Below are 21,838 nucleotides of genomic sequence, written 5' to 3'. Positions count from 1 at the left end.
GTGAGTCAAACGAACATTCGTTGTTCGTTTTTGCCTAGCGGTAAACGTTGCTATTCCAACATTTGTGCAGATCAAAGCTACCATGTGGTGTGTGCGATTGGCTCACACTTTTTCCTCGGGTGCAAAAAAGTGTGAGCCAAAAACGTGAAAGAACTCCGCTGTCGCCGTATTAGCTACACTGATAAGAATGAATCCCGAAGCATTGAGTGCATTGATTTGCGATATTGCCCATGAACTGGCCGGAGGCCCTGATACTGGCGCTCTGGATGACGCGATGATCCCGCCGGTCGAGAAGCTGGCCGTGATGCGGCCGAAGGACCGCGCCCACGGCGACTGGTCGTCGAATATCGCCATGCAACTGGCCAAGAAGGCCGGCATGAAGCCGCGCGATCTCGCGCAGTTATTCGCAGCCAAACTGTCCGATGCCGAAGGCATCGCCTCGGTCGAGGTCGCTGGCCCCGGCTTCATCAACATCACCCTCGACTCCGCTTCGGCGGCGGCTGTGGTCGACACGGTCCTCGAGCAGGGCGCACAATACGGGCGCAACGACCATCTGAGCGGCAAGACGCTGAACCTCGAATTCGTTTCGGCCAATCCGACCGGGCCCATTCACATCGGCGGCGTGCGCTGGGCGGCCACCGGCGATTCCATGGCCAGGGTTTTGGAAGCCAACGGCGCGAAGGTCGTGCGCGAATATTATTTCAACGACCACGGCGAGCAGATCAACCGCTTCGCCAAATCCCTGCTCGCTGCGGCGCACGGCGAGGAAACGCCTGCTGACGGCTATAAAGGCGCGTATATCAACGAAATCGCCGACAGAGTGATTGCCGAAGCCAAGGCCGACGGCGTCGATATCCTGAATCTGCCGCGCGTCGACGACGGCGTGGACAAGGATGGCAACGCGCTTGGTGAAGGCGATTCCGAGCAGCGCGAAGAGTTCCGCAAGCGCGCCGTGCCGATGATGTTCGCCGAAATCCAGCAGTCGATGATTGATTTTCGTGTCAACTTCGACGTGTGGTTCCACGAGAACAGCGTGTACGAGGACGGCGAGGTGGACAAGGCCTTCGCGGTCTTGCGCGAAAACGGCGACCTCTTCGAGAAGGACGGGGCGACCTGGTTCGCATCCACCAAGCATGGCGACGACAAGGACCGCGTGATCATCAAGTCGGATGGCAATTACGCCTACTTCGCCGCCGATATCGCCTATTACTGGAACAAGCGGCACCGCGCCGTGGACCCGGCCGACGTGGCGATCTACATGCTCGGCGCCGACCATCACGGCTATATCGGCCGCATGATGGCGATGTGCGCGGCGTTCGGCGACACGCCGGGCGAGAACATGCAGATTCTCATCGGCCAGCTGGTCAACGTGATGAAGGACGGCAAGGCCGTACGCATGTCGAAGCGCGCCGGCAACGTCGTCACCATTGACGATTTGCTTGAGGCAGTCGGCGTGGATGCGGCGCGGTATTCGCTCGCGCGCACCGACTACAACACAAGCGTGGACATCGATTTGGACCTGCTTGCCTCGCACACCAACGAGAATCCGGTCTATTACGTGCAGTATGCCCATGCGCGTTCCTGCAACGTTGGGCGCAATGCCGAGGCCGCCGCAATCAGCGCGGACAATGCGGATCTCAGCCTTTTGGACACCGAAGCGGACGGAGTGGTGCTGGCGGCGCTCGCGCAGTGGCCCTCGGTGCTCGCGCAGGCGGGCGATTCGCGTGCGCCGCATCGCGTGGCGCATTATCTGGAGGACCTCGCATCCGCCTATCACAAGTGGTACAACCTCGAACGCGTCGTGCCGATGGCGTTGACCGACCCTGAGGAGCGCGAGCCGGAGGAGGCGCGCGAGGCATTGCGCATCGCCAAGAACCCGGAACCGACGCGTGCCGCGGCACGGCTCAAGCTCAACGACGCCGTGCGCACCGTCATCGCATCGGGGCTTGATCTGCTCGGGGTCAGCGCCCCGCAGCAGATGTAGGAATTACGCTACGACCAGTCATAACCGGCCACATACAACACAGCGGGACATACAACACACAGCAAGCAAGGAGCAGCATATGGGCGTGACGCCGATTTGGCCCGAAGCCACGGATATCAATGATTCCGGCGAGATGACCTTCCACGGACGCACCGCCTCGTCCCTGCTAGGCGAATTCGGCTCGCCACTGTATGTCATGGACACGGACGAGGTCTCCGCGCGCGCACGGCGCTTCGTCGCTGCGGCGGCGAAGGCCTTCCGCAACACGACAACCCATGCGAGCTACGCAGGCAAGGCTTTCCTGTCCAAGGAAGTCGTGCGCATCGTGGCCCAGGCGGGCATGTTCGTTGATACGTGTTCGATAGGCGAAATGCGCATCGCTTTGGCCGCAGGGGTTCCAGGCCGGCGGCTGGTGCTGCACGGCAACAACAAGTCCGACGAGGAGATCGCGCTCGCCGTCGAGCAGGGCTTCGCCAAAATCGTCGTCGACGAGCCGGGCGAGCCTGCCCGCATCGCTGCCATCGCACACAAGCTCGGCAAACGCGCCAAGGTCATGCTGCGCGTCACATCCGGCATCCACGCAGGCGGGCATGAGTATATTTCCACGGCGCACGAAGACCAGAAATTCGGCGTGGCGCTGCTGCCGGCCGGCACGCCGACCGCAGTGCTCGGCATTCTGGACGATATGATCGCCGCCGCCACGCCCGCCGTGACGAACGCCCGCATTATGCCGAAACGGCAGGATACAGCGGCGCAGCAACAGGCAACTGAATCACAAGAGCCTCAAGACTCGCAGGAACGCCAGCTGCAGTACGACGTGCGCTACCCCTACGACCTGCACGGCAACGAGGTCTCAGCCACGGACCGTGCGCTCGCCGACGCGATGCAGGCGGTGGCGGATGGCCCCGCGCATGCTGTGCTCGCGACGATTGCCGGGCTGAGCGACGATCTCGAACTCGTCGGCATCCACTCGCATATCGGCTCGCAGATTCATGACGCCAACGCCTTCATCGAGGCGGCCAAGCGCATGATGCTGCTGCGCAAGACCTTCTACGCCACCAACGCCTACACCCTGCCCGAAGTGGACTTGGGTGGCGGCTACTCCGTGGCCTACACCGACGCCGAAGACGCGATGGATATCGACGTCGAACTCGGCCGGCTGGCCGACGCTGTGACCGCGACCAACGACGCGCTGGGCATGCCCGCGCCGGTTATCTCCTTCGAACCGGGGCGCTACATCGCAGCCCCGTCCGGCGTGACGCTCTACCGCGTCGGCGCGATCAAGCATGTCGCTTTGCCGCAGGGAACCACGGCGCAGGACGGCAGCGCAATCAACGAGCGGGCTTACGTTTCGGTCGATGGCGGCATGAGCGACAACATTCGCCCGGCGCTCTACGACGCGGATTACGCGGTGCGGCTGGCGAGCCGATCTGGTGCGCCTGAGACCATGCTCGCGCGCGTCGTCGGCACGCATTGCGAATCGGGCGACATCCTCGTGCACGAATGCCAACTCCCAGCCGACATCACGCGCGGCGACATCCTCGCCATCCCAGTGACCGGCGCGTACGGCCGCACGATGGCCAGCAACTACAACCAGGCGCTGATTCCCGCAGTCGTGGCAGTGGGCGTGTCCGGCGCGCATGTGATGATACGACGCCAGACCATCGATGACCTGCTGTCGTGGGATGTAAGCAACTGATGCTTACGGCGCTAACCTGTACCGACATGGGCATGCGGCGCGAAGGCCGACGGGAACCTTTAGAATAGACGTGGTATGCATCGGCGTAAGGCGTTGCGGCTGCCCTGCGGGGCAGTGACGGCACATGAGACACACTTGGGAAGGACACTATGACACAGCATGACGAGGCCCCAATCCGCGTAGGGCTGCTTGGCGCAGGAACGGTCGGCTCGCAGACCGCCCGGCTGCTGGTCGAGCAGCGCGACGAGCTTTCGGCACGCACTGGTAGGCCCATCGAACTGGTTGGCGTGGCCTGCCTTAATCCTGACAAGGTCGATGCGCCGTGGATCGATAAGGCGCTGCTGACGACCGATACGGCCGAGCTGTGCCAACGTGCCGACATCGTTGTGGAGCTTATCGGCGGGCTGGAGCCTGCGCGCACCTTCGTGCTCACGGCCATCGAAGCCGGGGCGAGCGTCGTGACAGCGAACAAGGCGCTGCTGGCGAAATTCGGCCCGGAGCTCTATCAGGCTGCGAACGAGCACGGCGTCGATATCTACTTCGAGGCGGCGGTAGGCGGCGCGATTCCGCTCGTGCGACCTCTGCGCGAATCGCTGGTCGGCGACCGGGTGAGCAGCATGCTCGGCATCGTCAACGGCACCACAAACTACATTCTCGACGAGATGACCACCAAGGGGCTGGACTTCGAGGTAGCGCTCAATGACGCGCAGGCCAAGGGATACGCTGAGGCCGATCCGACCGGCGACATCGAGGGCGAGGATGCGGCGAACAAGGCTGCGATTATGGCCACGCTCGCCTTCCACACTGCCACGAGCATCGACGATGTGACCGTCGAAGGCATCACCTCGATCACTGCCGACGACATCGCTGCCGCGACCGCCGAGCACAAGGTCGTCAAGCTGCTGGCCGTCGTGGAGAACGGCGAGGCCGGGGTTTCGGCCCGCGTCTACCCGGCGCTGATCGACGAGAACCACCCGCTCGCCTCGGTGCATGGCAGCTTCAACGCGGTCTTCGTGCACGCCGAGGCGGCCGACGACCTGATGTTCTACGGCCGCGGGGCCGGTGGCGCGCCTACTGCCTCCGCAGTTGTGGGCGACATCGTCACCGAGGCGCGGCATATCGCGCAGGGCTGCACCGGGCCTTCCATCCCGCTCTACAAGGACCTGCCCAAGGCGCCGATCGACGCTTCGAAGGCGGCATTTGCCGTCCGTTTCCTGATTCACGACAAGCCCGGCGTACTCGCCGCCATCGCCACGGAGTTCGCCGATCGCGGCGTGTCGATCAACGGCGTGAACCAGGATTTGCAGCCAACGCGCCACGATCCGGGCTATTCGGGCGAATTGCAGCAGCTGCGCATCGTGACGCATCAGTGCGACGAGCTGACCCTGCGCGAGACCGTCAAGGCGGTGTGCAGCCTCGATTTCGTGACCGGCACGCCGTCGATCCTGCGAGTGCTTGACTGATATGCGGCACTGATATGCAGCAAAGCTTCAAAGGAAGACTTCATCTATGAATCCCTTATTCCGTCAGGTGCATGTGCGCGTTCCGGCGACCAGCGCCAATCTGGGGTCCGGCTTCGACACCGTTGGGCTGGCCCTCGACTATTACGATGAGCTCAAGTTCACGCTGAATGACAGCCCGGCTGATGGTGCTGCAGCTGGCGGCTCCGCCACTGATGACGCCACTGATGATTCCGTGCGCGTGATCATCCACGGCGAGGGGGAAGACACGCTGCCGCGCGATGAAACCCATCTGGTGGTTTCCACCTTCCGCAAGGCCTGTCAGGTCTTCGGACTGGGGCGGCTCGGCTTCACGCTTGAGGCGCACAACCGCATTCCGCAGGCGCGCGGCATGGGCTCCTCCGCCGAGGCGATTGTCGCCGGCATCAGCGCGGCTGCGGCGTTCGCGCATGGCGAGCATTTCGACCGGCAGTCGGTATTCGACATGGCCGCGTCCATCGAAGGCCACCCTGACAATGTCGCGCCGGCGGTGTTCGGCGGGCTGACGGTTTCATGGCGCTTCGACGCTGGAGAGGGCGTTGGTTCGGTGCCGATTCGCGACGGCGAGCCGCTGTCGGTCGGGTTCCACACCACGATGTACCCGGTCGACGACGCGATTCGCGCATGTGTCTTCATTCCCGACTTCGAGCAGTCAACCGAGCTGGCTCGACAGGCGCTGCCCGCGAAGGTGCCTTATGCGGACGCGGCATTCAACCTATCGCGCATAGCGCTGCTGCCCGCGGCGATGGGTCCGCGTGGTGCCAGTTCATATGACGCGGGGTTGCGTGAAGATGCCAACACGCTGCTATTCGCCGCCACGCAGGACCGCCTGCATCAGCCCTATCGCAAGGATCTCATGGCTCCGTCATGGGAGCTTATCGAGGCTTTGCGTGCGCAGGGCTTCGCTGCGGCCATTTCCGGCGCAGGCCCGTGCGTGCTGGTGCTGCACAGCGGTTCGGCTTCTGAGGTCATCGAACGCATCGCGCAGCGGCAGTTGTCATCGGGAATCTGGCGGGTGCTGCACCTGAGCGTCAACACCACCGGCGTCGAGGTCGAAGCTAAGTAACGCCATCGAGGAGGCCTGAAGTTGTCGATACCAGTCGTGCTCGCATCGCAGTCGCCGTCGCGCCGCGACGTGCTGTACACCGCAGGCGTATGCCCGATCATCCGCGTCTCGCATGTGGACGAGCCGGCCGCTTTGGAACGCGCTGCTGCGCAGTCCGGGGTGACGGTGCAGGATTTGAGCATCGGGCAGCGCGTGATGATACTCGCTCAAGCCAAGGCACAGGCCGTGTTCCGGGCCTACCGAGACGTGGCGGGCGCGGCCGACGAGGCGCACGGCGACCAGGTAACCGCCTATCCGCTGCAGGCTGTGGCGTCATCGCGCGAGACCAGCGAAGCCAACGACGGCAGCAACGACAACGATACCAAGGGCTCCGAGCCTGCTGAGCGCTCGACCTTCACCCGCGATTTCTCCGGCATCGATGTGCCGACCGCTTCCGAGCCGATTGCTCAAGTGCTGGCCAACCACGACGGCATCGCCCACAGCGCGGTCGGGCCGCTTATCATCGGCTGCGATTCGATGTTCCTATTTGATGGCGAATGCTACGGCAAGCCGCATGACGCCGATGTGGCGCAGCGGCGGCTTAGTGCGATGCGCGGCCATGATGGCGAATTGTGGACCGGGCACTGCGTCATCGATTTCGCTACGGGGCATGTGTCTCGCGGCGCAAGCCACGCCACAGTGCGATTCGGCAACTATTCCGATCAGGAGATCGAGCGGTACATCGCCACCGGCGAGCCGCTGGAAGTCGCTGGCTCATTCACTTTGGAGGGCTTCGGCTCCGCATTCATCGAGGGCATCGACGGCGACCCGCACGGCGTGATGGGCGTGAGCCTGCCGCTGCTGCGCCATTTGACTGCACAACTCGGCATCGAATGGACCGACTTGTGGAATGTCAGCCGTGGCGTTCCAGCGGGTACGAGCAAAAAGGACGCGACACAGCCCGTTCCGCCCAAGGAAACCGTGCATCAGCCGGGCGATGGCTGGGTGAGCTGCGCGTGCGGGCGTCGTCATTGGGGCACGAACGGGGCCGCCGGCGTGCTGCTGGCACGTCGCGACCCGCAGACTGGTGCCGTAAGCGACATCGTGATGCAGCACCGCGCCGTGTGGAGTGCCGAAGGCGGTGCTTGGGGCATTCCCGGCGGTGCCATCGCCGACGGCGAAAGCCCGATCGAAGGGGCGCTTCGCGAGAGCTTCGAGGAGGCCAATATCACGTCACAGGACATCGAAGTGGTCGGCTCCTACCGCGAGGAGCACGGTCCGTGGGCCTACACCACCGTGTTCGCCTTCGAAAAGCCCGGCCGCCGCGTCATGCCCTGCGCCAACGACGATGAAAGCCTCGAAATCGAATGGGTGCCCTTCGACCAGGTCCCCGATCGCCGTCTCCTGACCGCCTTGCGCACCGACTGGCCCAACTTTGCAGCGCGACTGCAAGGGCTTGCCGCGTCGTATGGCGTTTTGCATGCTGCACCGGGCAACGCTGCTGTCGAACAGTCTGCATAGCCGAAGCGTTCGCGATGCGCTGTTCCATGTTGGCGGTTTGCGTCGCTCTGCTGCGTATTCTTTTGTACGCTAACTCGACGCTGACGTGCATAATGCAACGCAATCGAGCCTCATAACGTTGCATTTCATACGGCAGACTCGAGTTAGCGTACAAAAAGCTACGCATACGTGCCGGCGAGTGGCTTATATCGCAGATTGCAGTTTCGCCGCGCGCCGTATTGCGATTTCGCGCTGAATGAGCAGCATGAGTCCGAAATAGGCCTCAAGCGATGTGCCCGCCAGCCCGGGCGTGTGCACGAAGGCGTCCAGCGAGAAATGCACGGCGATGGACAGCATCCAGAGCAGCGCCGTCCACACGTTGCCTTTGCGATACGCGATGCCCTTATCGACCCAGATACGCAAGGTGTACGCTCTGGCGCATGCGAAACCCGCGCCGATGAGCATGGCGGCCACGACTACGAGCAGATCGGTGTTGAACGCCCCAACGTGGCTGCCTGGTCCATGACGACCCGTCGTCCCCGCGATTTGCACCGCGCCGAGCGCAAGCAGGATCCACGGCAGCAGCGAACGACCCTTCACCGGCCGGGTGTGCAGCTGCCGGTAGAGGATATACGCGAATACGGCAAGTCCGATGGCAAGATTCTGGGCAAGTGTAGGCATAGCGAATCATAGTAACGGCTTGCCATATCGGCGTTGTGTCATGGCTGCAATCGAGTGTGCGCGAATGGTGGCAAGACGCTGCCGCATAGTCCTTGAGAATGAGGCGCGAGCGCCGAATTGCACCGGAATCATCCCGTTGCCCGATAACGACGGAATTGTTGCGTACGTAGGCTCAAAGGCATGAACACAATACTGAGCACAATGACACGGAACGCAGCACTGCTGATTTCGGGGACGCGGATTTTTACGGCGCGTAATTCGGCAGCGCGTAATTCAGCGCAGCGTAGCGATTCGATGCCGCCGGCCTGGCAATCTCCAACACAGAGCACGGTAATTCCGGGCGCATCGCCAATGGCAAACTATGACGCGACACAGCCGGGCCGCATCGTCCTTGAGTCGAACGACCTCGTGATGGATTATTCCGCCGACATCGCCCGGGCGCGGTCGGAGCATGGCGCAACCGGCGTGGCGGCAGTCCCTGGAGCTCTGCAAGCGGGCGCTCCGCAAGCCGGCGCCCCGTATAACAGCACCTCATACAACAGCTCTCCCAACGCCATGCCTGCTGTGCCGCACGCCTTGGCGCTCAATCATGTGAGTTTCGCGCTCGCCGCGGGGGAGAGCGTCGCGGTGATGGGGCCTTCCGGCTCGGGCAAGACGACGCTGCTGCATGCGCTCGCCGGCATCATCCGGCCCACCAGCGGCACCGTGCGCTTCCAAGGCAACGACTTGACCGCGATGAAAGACGCCGAGCGCACCAAGCTGCGGCGCGGAGCATTCGGCTTCGTCTTCCAGTCGGGTCAGCTGCTTCCCGAGCTGCCGGCTGTGGAGAACATCGCCTTGCCGCTGATGTTGGGCGGCTTGTCTTACGAGCAGGCCACCGACCGTGCGATGCTGTGGCTCGAACGCCTCGGTCTGCGCCATCTTGCCGCGCAGCGCCCGGGCGAGATGAGCGGCGGGCAGATGCAGCGCATCGCCATCGCCCGCGCGCTGTGCATCGAGCCGGCCGTGGTCTTCGCCGACGAGCCGACCGGAGCGCTTGACCAGACCACGGGCCGCGAAGTGATGGGCATCCTCATGCAGGCCGCGCACGACTGCGGTGCCGCCGTCATCGTCGTCACGCACGATGTCAACGTCGCCGGATTCTGCTCGCGCATGGTCACGATGAGCGACGGCCGGCTTTCGCAAGCGGAGCCGCGCCGCGCGAATCGCAGTCAGCAAGCGGCGGCGCAACCTGTGCAGCCTACGCAACCTGCGCAACAGCCGACATCCGCAGCGAATCAGCCCGCTTCTGCACTGCCACACAATGCCGCACCCACTGTGGCGCAGCAGCGATCCATGCCTGCGCATCAAGCCGGAACGTTCGCGAACAATCAGCTGCCTGCTGAGCGGTCGACGGTGTACCGGCCGTCAGTAGCCGGGTTCATGGCGATGCAGCAGTCGGCTTTCTCGCCCTTGGGCGCGGCGGCATCGACGCCGGCATTCGCAGCGTCGGCGCTGTCGTCATCACCAATCGCAGCGGCAACCGGAAGGGGAACCTGGCGATGAATATTTTCGGATTGTGGAGGCTGTTTCACCGCCCTGGCTTGCGCGCGCAACGGCATACGTCGTTGTTGGCCGTCATCGCATTCGCCTCGGCGAGCGCGATTTTCCTCACCGTGCTCGGGGGCGTGCATGCGTTCATTTGGCGGGCTTCGGCCGATCACACGCTTGCCTGCCTGCTCAACGAACATGCTTGCGCGTCGGCAACACGTGCGGCAGGCAGCGCGGCGGCCGCAACCGGGCAGGACCCCATGGCCGGAACCTATGTAGCGCTTGCGGGCTTCGCCTGCCTGCTGCTCGTGGTTCCCTTCACCGCACTCGCCGCTTCGGCCGCGCGACTGGCCGCGTCCCGCCGCGACGCACGGCTCGCCGCCTTGCGACTGGTCGGTGCCACAGTGCCGCAGGTCTCAGGGCTGACTGCTCTGGACGCCGCCGGTCAGGCCCTGTCTGGCGCGCTGCTCGGCATCGGCGGGTATTTGGCGCTGATGCCGCTGGTGATGCTGATACCCTTCCAGAATCAGCGTTTCACCTTCGTACAGCTCTGGGTCGGGCCGTGGGCGCTGCTGGCCGTATGCCTTGGCGTGACGATTATGTCATTGGTGTCGGCGCTGGCGGCGTTGCGCCGGGTGGCGATCACGCCGCTTGGGGTGACCAGCCGCGCGTCGCAGCCGCTGCCGACCGCATGGCGCGTCGTGGTGTTCATCGGTGCGGTAGCGCTGGCAATCGGCGCATTCCGCACGCCGCAACTGGCTGCGCATATGGGGCAGAGCGCGATGGTTGTTATCGTCATCGGATTCATCATGCTGTGCTTTTTCCTGATCAACCTCGTGGGCACGTGGGCCATATCCGCCCGCGCCAAGAGCCGGCTGCGCAGGCCGCGCAACGCCGCGACGATGATTGCGATGCGCCGCATCCTCGACAATCCCAAACGCGCGTGGCGCAACGTGTCGGGCATCGCGCTGGCCGTGTTCATCGCCGGCATCACCTCGGTGTGCGCGATGTTCTCGCAGGCTGCCAATGCAAGTTCCGGGCACGATGATTCCAGCATGATCCTGATACGCGATATCGGCACCGGAGGGCTGCTGACGCTTGCTTTCGCGGCGATTCTGGCGGCGGTGAGCTGCGGTGTTATGCAGGCCGGCAACGTCTATGAGCAGGCGGAGGAGTATCGCATGCTCGCGCTCGAGGGCACGGATACACGCACGCTCAACCGGGCGCGCTTCGCCGAGGTGCTCACCCCGCTCAACGTCGTGGTGCTCATCGCCGGCGGCTGCTCGATGGCGCTTATGTTCCCGCTGATGGCCGGAGCCATGACGAATGCGGCGACGCTGCTGGCCTTCTTCGGCGGCATCGCGCTGTGCTACGCGCTCGTATCCATCGGCGCCTTCGCCTCGAATCGCGTGGCCTCGAAACTCGATCTGCTTGATTATCGCGCGGATGACTGAGCAAAGTTGGCGGTGGACACGAGATCTAGCGAAGACTCGCCATTAGGTTTGCAATCGTTTACTTCGACCCCTTAGCGGGGCCTCACCTCGCCTACGGAGAGCCCACCGGGCCTTTGACACCATCCTTCGCGCCCTTGGCGGGCGCTCACCTCGCCTGCGTACTGACGGCGCAAAACACGCCGTCCTTCGGCCCCTTGGCGGGGCCTCACTTCACCTACAGACAGCACACTGTGCTGTCTGTTTTACGGTTCAGCCGTGCTGTTCGCTTAACGGCTCAGCTCAATATCGCTGCGACCACGGCTATGACGATTGGGCTGGTGAGGGTGGAGACGAGGATGCCGTCGCGCGCGAAGCTCAGGCCCACGTTGTAGCGCGCCGCATAGTTGTACACGTTCTGCCCGGTCGGCAGCGCGGCGAGCACCACGCAGGCGTAGAGCGTCGCGCCACGGAAACCCATGACGAAGTAGGCGAGCAGGAAGGCGATGACCGGCATGACGATGTTCTTCAGCACGACGACGGCAACGGTCGCATCGCGGTTGCGCTTGTTCTGCATCGGCTGGCTGCCGTACAGCGACATGCCGAAGGCCATCAGAATCATCGGGACCGCCGACGCGCCGATCATATCGATGGGGTCGAAAAGGAACTTCGGCACCACGAACCAGCCGGTGCGCGCGCTGATGGCCGAAACCACGATGCCGCCCAGCGAGCCGAGCAGCAGCGGCTGATGCAGCGGCTGGCTTGCGATCTCCTTGACGGAGACCTCGCCTTTGGTCGTCACATCGAGCACGGTGAGCCCGATCGGCGTGAACACCGCCTGCTGCATGACCAGAATCGGAGCCACCAGCCCCGGATTGCCGAGGATGTAGGTGGCAATCGGCAGACCGATGTTATTGGAATTGAGATACAGCGAGTTAAGCGCTCCGATGGTCGCCTCGGCGGCATTGAGGTGGAAGAACAGCCGGTTGAGCACAAGGAAGGCAACGCCGACCGCCATTGCGCTGAAGAAGGCAACGATGATCGAAGGGTGGAAAATCTCCGCTATCGGCTCCTTCGCCATAATCGCAAACATCAGGCACGGGCTCGCGATGAAGAAGCTGAAGCGGTTGAGCACCATCTGCGCGCTCGGGCCGCCAATCTGCATTCGGGCGGCGATGTACCCCACGAGGATCACGATGCCGATGACGCAGAACCCCTGCATGGCGCTGAGCAAACCCATGGCGCTTCCCTTCCCTACCTATGGCTTCCAGTGTGCCATGGCGCGCCGTCATCGGCGTGGCGCAGTCCCAAGGCGTGAGCACATATTTGGACATGGGTACGACGAAATCGGTGTGCGTAAGCGGGTGCATGTGGGGTACATGTTGGGATATCGATTATGTGGAGCTGCTTGTGGGGGCTGCGGCAAGCACCCTGATACCATGGCAGGCATGGCGAACGAGCAGCAGATGATAGACCCCGTAGACCCTGACGAGACCGCGCAGGCAGCGCTGAGCCGCATCTTCGCGCAGATCATGGGCATGTATTCGGTCAGCGATGACGAAGGGCCATTGGCCGATGCGGTGGAAATCTTCCTGGATTCGCTGGGGCGTTTGCGCGTCCGCCGCCACGGCGACACGGTCATCGCCGACGACATCGCCGGGCGCGGCCAGCATGTGGTGCTCGCCGGCCATCTCGACACCGTGCCGGTGGCGGACAATTTCCCGCCGCGCTGGCTTGAACCGGGCGACCCGCTCATCCGCGAGGATATCGCGCAGGAGCATCCCGGCGAACGGGTGATGTGGGGGCGCGGGGCCACGGATATGAAGGCTTCGGACGCCGTGCTGCTGTACTTGGCGGCGACTCTGCGCGAGCCGAAATACGATCTGACCTACATTCTCTATGATCACGAGGAAGTCTCGGCGGATAAGAACGGCCTGCGGCGGTTGATCGAGGCGCATCCCGACTGGGTGGGCGGCGATTTTGCCATCATCGCCGAGCCGACCAGCTGCGGCATCGAGGGCGGGTGCAACGGCACGATTCGCTTCGACGTCGTCACGCATGGCGTCGCCGCGCATTCGGCCCGCGCATGGATGGGCGACAATGCCATCCATAAGGCCGCCGAGGTGTTGGACCGGCTTCAGGCCTACGAGCCGCAGGATGTGCTCGTGGACGGGCTGACCTATCGCGAGGGCGTGAACGCGACGCTGATTTCGGGGGGCACCGGCACGAATGTCATCCCCGACGAGTGCCGTGTGCACGTCAATTACCGCTTCGCGCCGGATAAAACGCTTGAGCAGGCCAAGGCGCTCATGATGGGGCAGGAGTGCGGTGCGCAGCTGGGCAACGGCGAGCATAAGGCCACCGGCGGCATGTTCGCCGGCTTCGACATCGAGATGCGCGATGAATCGCCCAGCGCCCGGCCCGGCATGGACTCGCCGCTGACCACATCGCTGGCGGCTCTGGTCAAGGAGCGCACTGGCCGCGACCCGCAGGCCAAGTTCGGCTGGACGGATGTGGCCCGCTTCGCGCAGCTGGGCATCCCGGCCGTGAATCTCGGCGCGGGCAGCGCCCTGCTGGCCCACAAGCGCGACGAGCAGGCAGCCATCAGCGACCTGACCCTGCTGGCCGACATTCTCCAAGAATGGCTCAGTGCCTGAGTCACTACAACAGGCGGGCACCCACCCTCAGCGTACGTTTTCCCACACCTTCCGCACTCCCGTATCGGAAAACGTACGCTGAGCGACGGTTATCGTACGTTTTCCAATACGGACCTCGCGAAGATGCTGGAAAACGTACGCTGAGCCGGGCATATGGCACGCGTATGGCATGGCATGCATGGCAGAACACGGCTGCGGGGCAGAATCGCCGACAGCAAACCGCGAAAGTGCCGATGCGTTCAGATTTTTGTGTCATACTGGACATCGGTGGTTCTGCAAGCCGCCAAAGCCTCCGATGGTGTTGATCCCCTCGTGTGATGATATGCGAGCGCCGGTGTCCGCCGTCGATGAGCTAAGACTTTTTAGGGTGCTTCTACGGGTATGGCCGCGGTGAGAGCGTGGCGTGGGAACCGGTGGAAGCCAGAAGAGACGCCATGATTGCAGCGCGGCGTCGAGGAGCATTGTGCCCAGAGCAAACCATGCGGGCGTCGATTCCATCGACCAGCCCGATACTACTGAAATCACTAATACCAGCAATACCAATACGTCAGCAAACGCAGCAGGCAGCGAATCTGCCGCGCCGGAGCCGGCCGAGACTCCTGTGCGCCGGCGCAGAGTCGGGCGTCGCGTCGTGCGCGGCGCGGGTGCGGCTGGCGCCTCGCTTGCGTTGAAGGTGGAGGAGCGCGCGACTCCGGTTTTCGAGGAGCCGCATATCGATTCTGACAATGAGACAGCAGGCGAGACTGGAAGCGATTCGGGCGACCAGTCCGATGGCGAGTCCGGCGGTGCTGCGGCACGGCGAGGCGGCGGCAAGGCGGTTGTTTCGCGCCGCGCCCGTACGACGACAAGCCGCACGCGCGTCCGTCGCCGCACGCACGAATCCGACGATGAGTCGGCCGCAGTCGAGGACCAGCCCGCAGCCAACACCGCTCAACCGGCCGATGAAGAGCGCAAGCCGGCTCGCCGCACCCGCTCGCGCAGGGTCTCGCGCCAGGAGTCCGAACCGGCTGCGCATGATACTGATCGTGCGGCGGATGTGGTCGAGTCGTTGCCTGTCGGCCATGAGTCGCACCACAACCCGCGTCCTATGACCTCGCTGCTGTTCCAGGAGCCGGTGCTGCCAGGTGCTGCTGCTGATGCGGGCGGCCATTCTCGCGCGGGCGATGATGATGAGGATTCGGACGAGGCGCAGCCGCGGGTGACGCGCCGTACCCGTTCGCGCCGGGGCCAGGCCCAGGATGCGCGTGACGAGGACACTGAGAACGACGAGCGCGAAATATCCACGCATGTTCGCCGTCGGCATAATAATCACGATACTCATGATGAGTTTCGCGATGAATCGCGCGATGACGATCACAGCGGTTCCCGGAGCGGCCGCAGCGAGCGCGAGGATGAGTCCGAAGGATCTTCCGCAACAGGTCGTTCCGGCCGTTCGCGTCGTTTGAACGCCCAGGAGCGGCGTGCCGCAGGTGAAGTCGAGCAGATCGAGGAAGACCTCGAATACGACAACATCGCCTACCGGCCGATTAATGACGATGAGGAAGGGGCCTCGACCCGTTCGCGTCGTCGCCGGCGCAGCCGTGCCGATCGCGACGATGCCGCGAGCCGTGACGATGCTGCGCAGCGCGAACATGAGCGCGACGAACGTGACGAGCGCAACGAGCGCGACGACGCAAGGCATGGGCGCAACGACCGTAACGATCGAAACGAACACGAAGACGAGGACGAGGAAAGCCGCGGCGAGCACATGCAGACGCGCCGTCGCCGCCGCAGCGAGGACGATTCCGAGGGCACGACGCTGACGCGCCGTCGCCGTCGCCGCCGCGGGCAGCGGGACGCCGAGGACGTCGATGAGCGCCAGAGTGCGCGTCGTTCGCGCAAGCAGCAGTACATCGACGAGATCACCGACATTGAGGGCTCCACCCGCTTGGAGGCCAAGAAGCAGCGCCGGCGCGACAATCGCCGCGAACGCAGCCGCCAGGGCCAGCTCATGGAGCAGGATTTCCTGGCCCGCCGCGAGAACGTCGAGCGCCTTATGATCGTGCGCGAGCGCGAACGGCACACGCAGATCTCCGTGATTGAAGACAATGTGCTCGTCGAGCATTACGTCTCCGACATCCAGGAGGTCGCCACCGTCGGCAATATCTACCTCGGCCGCATCCAGAACGTGCTGCCGAGCATGGAGGCTGCGTTCGTCGACATCGGCCAGGCGCGCAACGGCGTGCTCTACGCCGGCGAGGTGAACTGGGATTCGACGCGCCTTGAGGGCCAGCCCCGGCGCATCGAACTGGCCTATCGCTCCGGCGATCCGGTGCTGGTGCAGGTCACGAAGGACCCGATCGGGCATAAGGGCGCGCGGCTGACTTCGCAGGTCACGCTCGCCGGGCGTTTCCTCGTGCTGGTGCCTTCCGGCGGCATGACCGGTGTCAGCCGCAAGCTTTCCGAGCGTGAGCGCAACCGGCTCAAGTCCATCGTCTCCAAGATCGCGCCGAAGGATATGGGCGTGATCATCCGCACGGCCGCCGAGGGCGCTTCCGAAGAGGCGCTCACCAAGGATCTGCAGAATCTGGCGCGCCAGTGGGAGCGCGTGAGCGCCAAACGCGAGGAGTTCCTGCACGGCAAGCGTCCCAAGCTGCTGCAGGGCGAGCCGGATGTGGCCATCCGCGTCGTGCGCGACATCTTCAACGACGACTTCTCCAGGCTCATCGTCGAGGGCGGGCGCGTCTACGAGCGCATCGCCGAATACCTTGACACGATGGCGCCTGATCTCAAGGACAAGCTTGAACTCTGGGATCCGGGCGAGCATGAGGGCAAGGACGTGTTCGACAAGTGGCAGATTGACAGCCAGTTGCGCAAGGGCATGGAGCGTCAGGTCTACCTGCCTTCCGGCGGTTCGATCGTCATTGACCGCACCGAGGCCATGACCACGGTCGACGTGAATACTGGCCGGTTCATCGGCAAAGGCAAGTCGCTTGAGGAGACAGTGACCCGCTGCAACCTGGAAGCCTCCGAGGAGATTGCGCGCCAATTGCGGCTGCGTGATATCGGCGGCATGATCATGATCGATTACGTCGATATGGTGATGCCCGCGAACCGCGATCTGGTGCTGCGCCGGCTGGTGGAATGCCTGGCCCGCGACCGCACGAAGCATCAGGTGGCCGAGGTCACCTCGCTGGGATTGGTGCAGATGACGCGCAAGCGCGTCGGCCAGGGTCTGGTCGAGGCCTTCTCCGAGGAATGCCCGACCTGCAAGGGCCGCGGCTTCATCCTGCACGACGAGCCGACGATTTCCTCCGATTACGCCGACCCGTATGCGATGAAAGGCGGCGATCCCTTCGTCAAGACGAACAAGCACGGTCACGGCGCGCCCGAAGTGCAGGCGCCGAAGGGCTCAAGCCCTGACGTCAAGGCCAAGCTCGCGCAGATCGCCGCGGCGGCGGTTGCCGCGAACGAGCCTGTGGACGTTGACGGCAGCGACGACCGTGACGACGACGAGTAAATAAATACGAGTAAATAAATGGCACCGGCGACGTGTGACGACGTGTGACGCCAATGATTTGACGTCGGTAGACGGGTCGGTGTATGTTAGATAGCTGGTGTCTGGCCGTAGGGCTCAAACGTGCCGGACAGACAGCTTTCCAGAAACAGCAAGGAACGGATTATGTACGCGATTGTGAAGGCCGGTGGCCATCAGGAAAAGGTCGAGGTCGGTGACGTCATCCTGGTCAACCGTCTCGATGCGAAGAAGGGCGATGCCGTGGAATTCCCGGTCGCGCTCGTTGTCGACGGTTCCAAGGTGACCCTCGGTGCCAAGGATCTGGCCAAGCTCAGCGTCAAGGCCGAGGTCGTTGACGATGAGGCCAAGGGGCCGAAGATCAATATTCAGAAGTTCAAGAACAAGACCGGTGTCGCCCGTCGCAAGGGTCACCGTCAGCCGCTTTCCGCCGTCAAGATCACGGCGATTGCCTGATTCTCGGCAATCCAGCGACTTACAAGAAGCGAAAGGGAATAGATCATGGCACATAAGAAGGGCGCATCCGCCTCACGCAACGGCCGCGATTCAGGGCCTCAATACCTCGGTGTGAAGAAGTTCGGCGGCGAGCCGGTCATCGCGGGCAACATCATCGTGCGTCAGCGCGGCACCAAGTTCCACGCCGGCGAAAACGTCGGCACGGGCAAGGACCACACGCTGTTCGCCCTGTCCGACGGCAACGTAAAGTTCGGCATCCGCCGCGACCGCAAAGTCGTAGACGTAGTATCCGCCGAGTAATTGCCTGACTGTCTGGCAGTGTGACTGTCTAGCACATTCAGCTTTCAAGAAAAGGCCGTGCCTCGATGGCACGGCCTTTTCATTTTCCGCTCAACGAATGGTCTACCGACGCACGCTTACCTACGAGTGTGGGGCTTTGGATGGCCCTTCTTCGACTGTAAGCTTGGCCAAACGGCCTCGAGTGTGTCGAAGAAGGGCCATCCAAAGCCCCACACGGACTGTACTCCTGTAGCCGACTTAAGCCCTACGCGGACCGTAACCCTTCCGCGCTCAAGCCCCACACGACCTAATCCAACCCGAATACAACGCACCAAGTAAGGTAAAACCATGAGTGATTTTGTGGATCGCGTCACCGTCCATGTCAAGGGCGGCGACGGCGGCAATGGCTCCGCCGGGATCAAACGCGAGAAGTACAAGCCCTTGGCCGGCCCGAATGGCGGCAATGGCGGCGACGGCGGCTCTGTCACCTTCGTCGCGGCGTCGAATGCGAACAGCCTGCTGGATTACCGGTTCATGCCGCATCGCACTGCGGGCAGCGGCACTATGGGCCTGGGTGACACCAAGGATGGCTCCAAAGGCGAGGATCTGATCCTTCCGGTGCCGCTGGGCACGGTTATCTTCACCGCCAAAGGCGCGCAGGGCGCTTCCAAGCGCCCGGGCGATCGGCTTGCCGATCTGCGCCATGAGGGCGATCGATTCGTGGCGGCTGCCGGCGGCATGGGTGGCCTGGGCAACGCTGCGCTGGCCAGCCGGACCCGCCGCGCGCCGGGCTTCGCGCTGCTGGGCGAGCCGGGCGAGGAGCGCGACGTGGTGCTTGAGCTCAAGTCCATCGCCGATGTGGCGCTAGTGGGCTTCCCCTCGTCGGGCAAGTCGAGCCTGGTGGGCGCGATGAGCTCGGCCAAGCCGAAGATCGCCGACTATCCGTTTACCACCTTGGTGCCGAATCTCGGCGTGGTCATGGCCAGCGAATACCGCTACACCATCGCCGACGTGCCGGGCCTCATTCCCGGTGCCTCGCAGGGCAAGGGCCTGGGGCTGGAATTCCTGCGCCATATCGAGCGCACGGAGATCATCGCGCATGTGATTGACTGCGCGACGCTCGAACCCGACCGCGACCCGATTTCCGACTATCGTGCGCTCGAGCATGAGCTGGAGCAGTACGCCGATCAGCTGGAACTGCCGCTGGGCGCCATCGCGATTCCCGAGCGTCCGCGCGTGATTATTCTCAATAAGGTCGATGTGCCCGAGGCTAAGGAGCTGGCCGATTTCGTGCGCCCAGAGTTCGAGAAGCTGGGGCTGCGCGTCTTCGCGGTCTCGACGGCCTCGCATGAGGGCTTGAAAGAGCTGGGCTTCGCGCTGGGCGAGATGGTGGTCGAGCTGCGCGCGAAGATCGCTGAGCAGGAGCGCCAGGAGGAGCAGGCCCGCGTGGTCATCAAGCCGTTGGAGGAGCCGGCCCGTCGTCGCCGTCGCAGCGACGAGGAGCGCGGCAGCGCCTACGATTACCACATTGAGCGCGAGGAAGACAAGGGCGGCGACTTCTGGTTCACCGTCACCGGTGCCAAGCCCGAGCGCTGGGTGCGGCAGACGAATTTCGACAACGACGAGGCGGTGGGCTATCTCGCCGACCGGCTGGCCAAGCTCGGCGTCGAGGATGCTCTGCGCAAGAAGGGCGCGCATCCCGGTGATACGATTCGCATCGGGCAGGGCAATAACGCCGTCGAATTCGAGTGGGATCCGACCATCGCCGCCGGCGCGGAAATGCTCGATGGTGCGCAGCTTGGCGCGCGTGGCAAGGATCTGCGCCTTGACGAGGGCGAGACCCGCGCCCGCAGGCGTACCAATGAGGAGCGTCGTCGCGAGTATCACGAGATGATGGATGCCAAGACGGCCGTGCGCGAGGTCATGAAGGAGGAGCGGGCGTCGGGGCACTGGGCCGATCCGGCTGTGGACGATGACCGCCACGACGAGCACGGTCTGCTGGGCCGTGCCGAGGACGGCGAATAGTCGCAGGCGCATAGTGGCGTGGGTGCCCACGCCGCTATGCTCGTAGACGAGTCCCGCAGTCGCATGCGGTTTGGCTGTGCGCCAGATCGTGGTGCGGGCGGGAGCACAGGGGGCAGAAGGCCGTCGAACAGTGAAGCGGCAGCGTTTGCATGGTATGCGAGAGCTGCGTGAAATCTAGCAGGCGGCTGCGGAAGGAAGCAGGATTCGATGAACACGTCGTCGCAGACGCAAGTGCGCCAGGCCATCGCGCAGGCGCGCACCATCGTCGTCAAAGTCGGTTCAAGCTCGCTGACCGATACTGCCGGCCATCTCGATGTGGCCCGGCTCGATGCGCTCGTGCAGGCCCTCGCGTGCACTGCTGCGATGGGCGCTCGGCTGGTGCTGGTGTCCTCGGGCGCCATCGCCGCCGGATTCGGTCTGCTGGGGTTCACGCAGCGCCCTACTGATGTCGCCACCCAGCAGGCCACCGCTTCGGTGGGCCAGGGGCTGCTGATGGCCCATTACGAGGCGGCATTCGGCCATTTCGGCATGCGTGTCGGGCAGATTCTCATCACCGCCGAGGACACGACGCGCGCCGTGCAGTATCGCAATGCGCAGCGCACCTTGGACAGATTGCTCGAACTCGGCGTCGTGCCGATTGTCAACGAGAACGACGCGCTGGCCAGCAATGAGATTCGCTTTGGCGACAACGACCGGCTTTCCGCGCTCATCGCCAACATCGTGCGGGCGGACGCGCTCGTGCTGCTCACCGACGTGGATGCGCTGTATTCCGCGCCGCCCTCGCATCCCGGCGCACGCCGCATCGCCTATGTGCCCAATGTTGTCAGCGCGTTGGAGGATGTGCAGGTCACCAGCAGCGAATCGGGCATCGGCACCGGCGGCATGATCACCAAGCTTGAAGCGGCCCGTGTAGCCGCGGTTTCCGGCATCCCCACCGTGCTCACCTGCGCGAGCAACGCCGGGCCGGCGCTGATGGGCGATGGCGTTGGCACGGCCTTTGCGCCGGTGAAGCATCGCGGATCGTCGCGTCGGCTGTGGATCGGCTTCGCCGCCGAGCCGCGCGGCACGCTGGTCGTCGATGAAGGTGCAGCCAAGGCGGTGCGCGCCGGGCGGGCCAGCCTGCTTTCCGCCGGAGTGGTCGAGGTGCGCGGCGAATTCTCCGCCGGCGACCCGATCTGGATTGACGACGAATCAGGCACGCATCTGGCCAAAGGGCTGTGCGGCTTCGATTCCGAAGAGATTCCGCATATGCTCGGGCGCAATACCGCGCAGCTGCGCCGCTTGCTCGGCCAGGAATACGCTCATCCGCTCGTCCACCGCGACAACCTCGTGCTGGTGTAGCGATGCCGTTGGCGTCGCCTTTTGACCGCTAACTCAATGCTGATGTACGTTTTGTCACGTTTCCGAGTGGATTTTCGTTACATTTTGTACGCCAGCCTCGTGTTAGCGGTCAAAAGGCGACGCGCAGCCGTCACAGACGCCCGAAAACGTGACAAAGTGCACGTTAGGATTGCGATGTGCCCCCGGCAGGTGTGTTGT

14 protein-coding genes and 1 pseudogene are annotated in these 21,838 nt (G+C 63.7%); 13 read left to right on the top strand and 2 right to left on the bottom strand.

The window, feature by feature from the left end:
* Positions 1 to 187 precede the first annotated feature (187 nt).
* The 5 genes from argS (at position 188) to DDF78_RS09960 (ending at position 7,748) form a co-directional block, all read left to right on the top strand.
* The gene (gene argS / locus DDF78_RS09980; RefSeq protein ID WP_152581583.1) at positions 188 to 1,984 is read left to right on the top strand and encodes an arginine--tRNA ligase; all 1,797 of its coding nucleotides are present in this window, start codon (positions 188 to 190) and stop codon (positions 1,982 to 1,984) included.
* Positions 1,985 to 2,063: 79 nt separating this feature from the next.
* Positions 2,064 to 3,683 carry a diaminopimelate decarboxylase family protein gene (locus tag DDF78_RS09975; RefSeq protein WP_152581582.1) on the top strand — a complete coding sequence of 540 codons (1,620 nt, stop codon included), beginning with the start codon at positions 2,064 to 2,066 and terminating at the stop codon, positions 3,681 to 3,683.
* Between the two features lie 149 nt (positions 3,684 to 3,832).
* A complete protein-coding gene (locus tag DDF78_RS09970; protein ID WP_152581581.1) occupies positions 3,833 to 5,146 on the top strand; it encodes a homoserine dehydrogenase in 1,314 nt (437 codons plus the stop codon).
* 46 nt (positions 5,147 to 5,192) lie between these two features.
* Positions 5,193 to 6,248: a homoserine kinase gene (thrB, locus tag DDF78_RS09965; RefSeq protein WP_152581580.1), complete on the top strand. Its 1,056-nt coding sequence runs from the start codon at positions 5,193 to 5,195 to the stop codon at positions 6,246 to 6,248.
* 21 nt (positions 6,249 to 6,269) lie between these two features.
* Positions 6,270 to 7,748 (top strand): Maf family protein, encoded by a 1,479-nt coding sequence (locus DDF78_RS09960; protein WP_152581579.1) that lies wholly within the window; start codon positions 6,270 to 6,272, stop codon positions 7,746 to 7,748.
* A gap of 183 nt (positions 7,749 to 7,931) precedes the next feature.
* Here DDF78_RS09960 and DDF78_RS09955 read toward each other — a convergent pair whose 3' ends face one another.
* Positions 7,932 to 8,408 (bottom strand): hypothetical protein, encoded by a 477-nt coding sequence (locus tag DDF78_RS09955; protein ID WP_152581578.1) that lies wholly within the window; start codon positions 8,406 to 8,408, stop codon positions 7,932 to 7,934.
* Between the two features lie 294 nt (positions 8,409 to 8,702).
* Between DDF78_RS09955 and DDF78_RS09950 the strand changes: the two are divergent.
* Together DDF78_RS09950 and DDF78_RS09945 are read left to right on the top strand one after the other, a co-directional pair.
* Positions 8,703 to 9,722: pseudogene (locus DDF78_RS09950) on the top strand (ABC transporter ATP-binding protein); the annotation flags it as partial.
* Between the two features lie 227 nt (positions 9,723 to 9,949).
* Positions 9,950 to 11,392, top strand: a complete 1,443-nt coding sequence (locus DDF78_RS09945) for an ABC transporter permease family protein (protein ID WP_152581577.1) — start codon at positions 9,950 to 9,952, stop codon at positions 11,390 to 11,392.
* Between the two features lie 274 nt (positions 11,393 to 11,666).
* Here the strand turns inward: DDF78_RS09945 and DDF78_RS09940 are convergent, their stop codons facing one another.
* On the bottom strand, positions 11,667 to 12,608 hold the full coding sequence (locus DDF78_RS09940; protein ID WP_152581576.1) for an AEC family transporter: 942 nt from the start codon (positions 12,606 to 12,608) through the stop codon (positions 11,667 to 11,669).
* Positions 12,609 to 12,834: 226 nt separating this feature from the next.
* Here DDF78_RS09940 and dapE point away from each other — a divergent pair, with 226 nt between their 5' ends.
* The 6 genes from dapE to proB all read left to right on the top strand — a co-directional run bounded on the left by dapE (position 12,835) and on the right by proB (position 21,640).
* Positions 12,835 to 14,025, top strand: coding sequence for a succinyl-diaminopimelate desuccinylase (gene dapE, locus DDF78_RS09935; RefSeq protein ID WP_162000815.1), 1,191 nt, complete (start codon positions 12,835 to 12,837; stop codon positions 14,023 to 14,025).
* Positions 14,026 to 14,521: 496 nt separating this feature from the next.
* Positions 14,522 to 17,524, top strand: coding sequence for an Rne/Rng family ribonuclease (locus tag DDF78_RS09930; RefSeq protein ID WP_152581626.1), 3,003 nt, complete (start codon positions 14,522 to 14,524; stop codon positions 17,522 to 17,524).
* A 162-nt stretch (positions 17,525 to 17,686) separates the two neighbouring features.
* Positions 17,687 to 17,995: a 50S ribosomal protein L21 gene (gene rplU, locus DDF78_RS09925; protein ID WP_152581574.1), complete on the top strand. Its 309-nt coding sequence runs from the start codon at positions 17,687 to 17,689 to the stop codon at positions 17,993 to 17,995.
* A gap of 45 nt (positions 17,996 to 18,040) precedes the next feature.
* Positions 18,041 to 18,295: a 50S ribosomal protein L27 gene (gene rpmA, locus DDF78_RS09920; protein ID WP_152581573.1), complete on the top strand. Its 255-nt coding sequence runs from the start codon at positions 18,041 to 18,043 to the stop codon at positions 18,293 to 18,295.
* A 327-nt stretch (positions 18,296 to 18,622) separates the two neighbouring features.
* Entirely contained in the window at positions 18,623 to 20,299 is a 1,677-nt protein-coding gene (obgE, locus tag DDF78_RS09915; RefSeq protein ID WP_152581572.1) for a GTPase ObgE, read from the top strand.
* A gap of 207 nt (positions 20,300 to 20,506) precedes the next feature.
* Positions 20,507 to 21,640 carry a glutamate 5-kinase gene (gene proB / locus DDF78_RS09910; protein ID WP_152581571.1) on the top strand — a complete coding sequence of 378 codons (1,134 nt, stop codon included), beginning with the start codon at positions 20,507 to 20,509 and terminating at the stop codon, positions 21,638 to 21,640.
* Positions 21,641 to 21,838 lie beyond the last annotated feature (198 nt).

The organism is Bifidobacterium tibiigranuli (genome assembly GCF_009371885.1).
Taxonomy (GTDB): domain Bacteria; phylum Actinomycetota; class Actinomycetes; order Actinomycetales; family Bifidobacteriaceae; genus Bifidobacterium; species Bifidobacterium tibiigranuli.
Note: the sequence above shows the minus strand (reverse complement) of the source record. Positions and strands in the feature narration are given on the sequence as shown.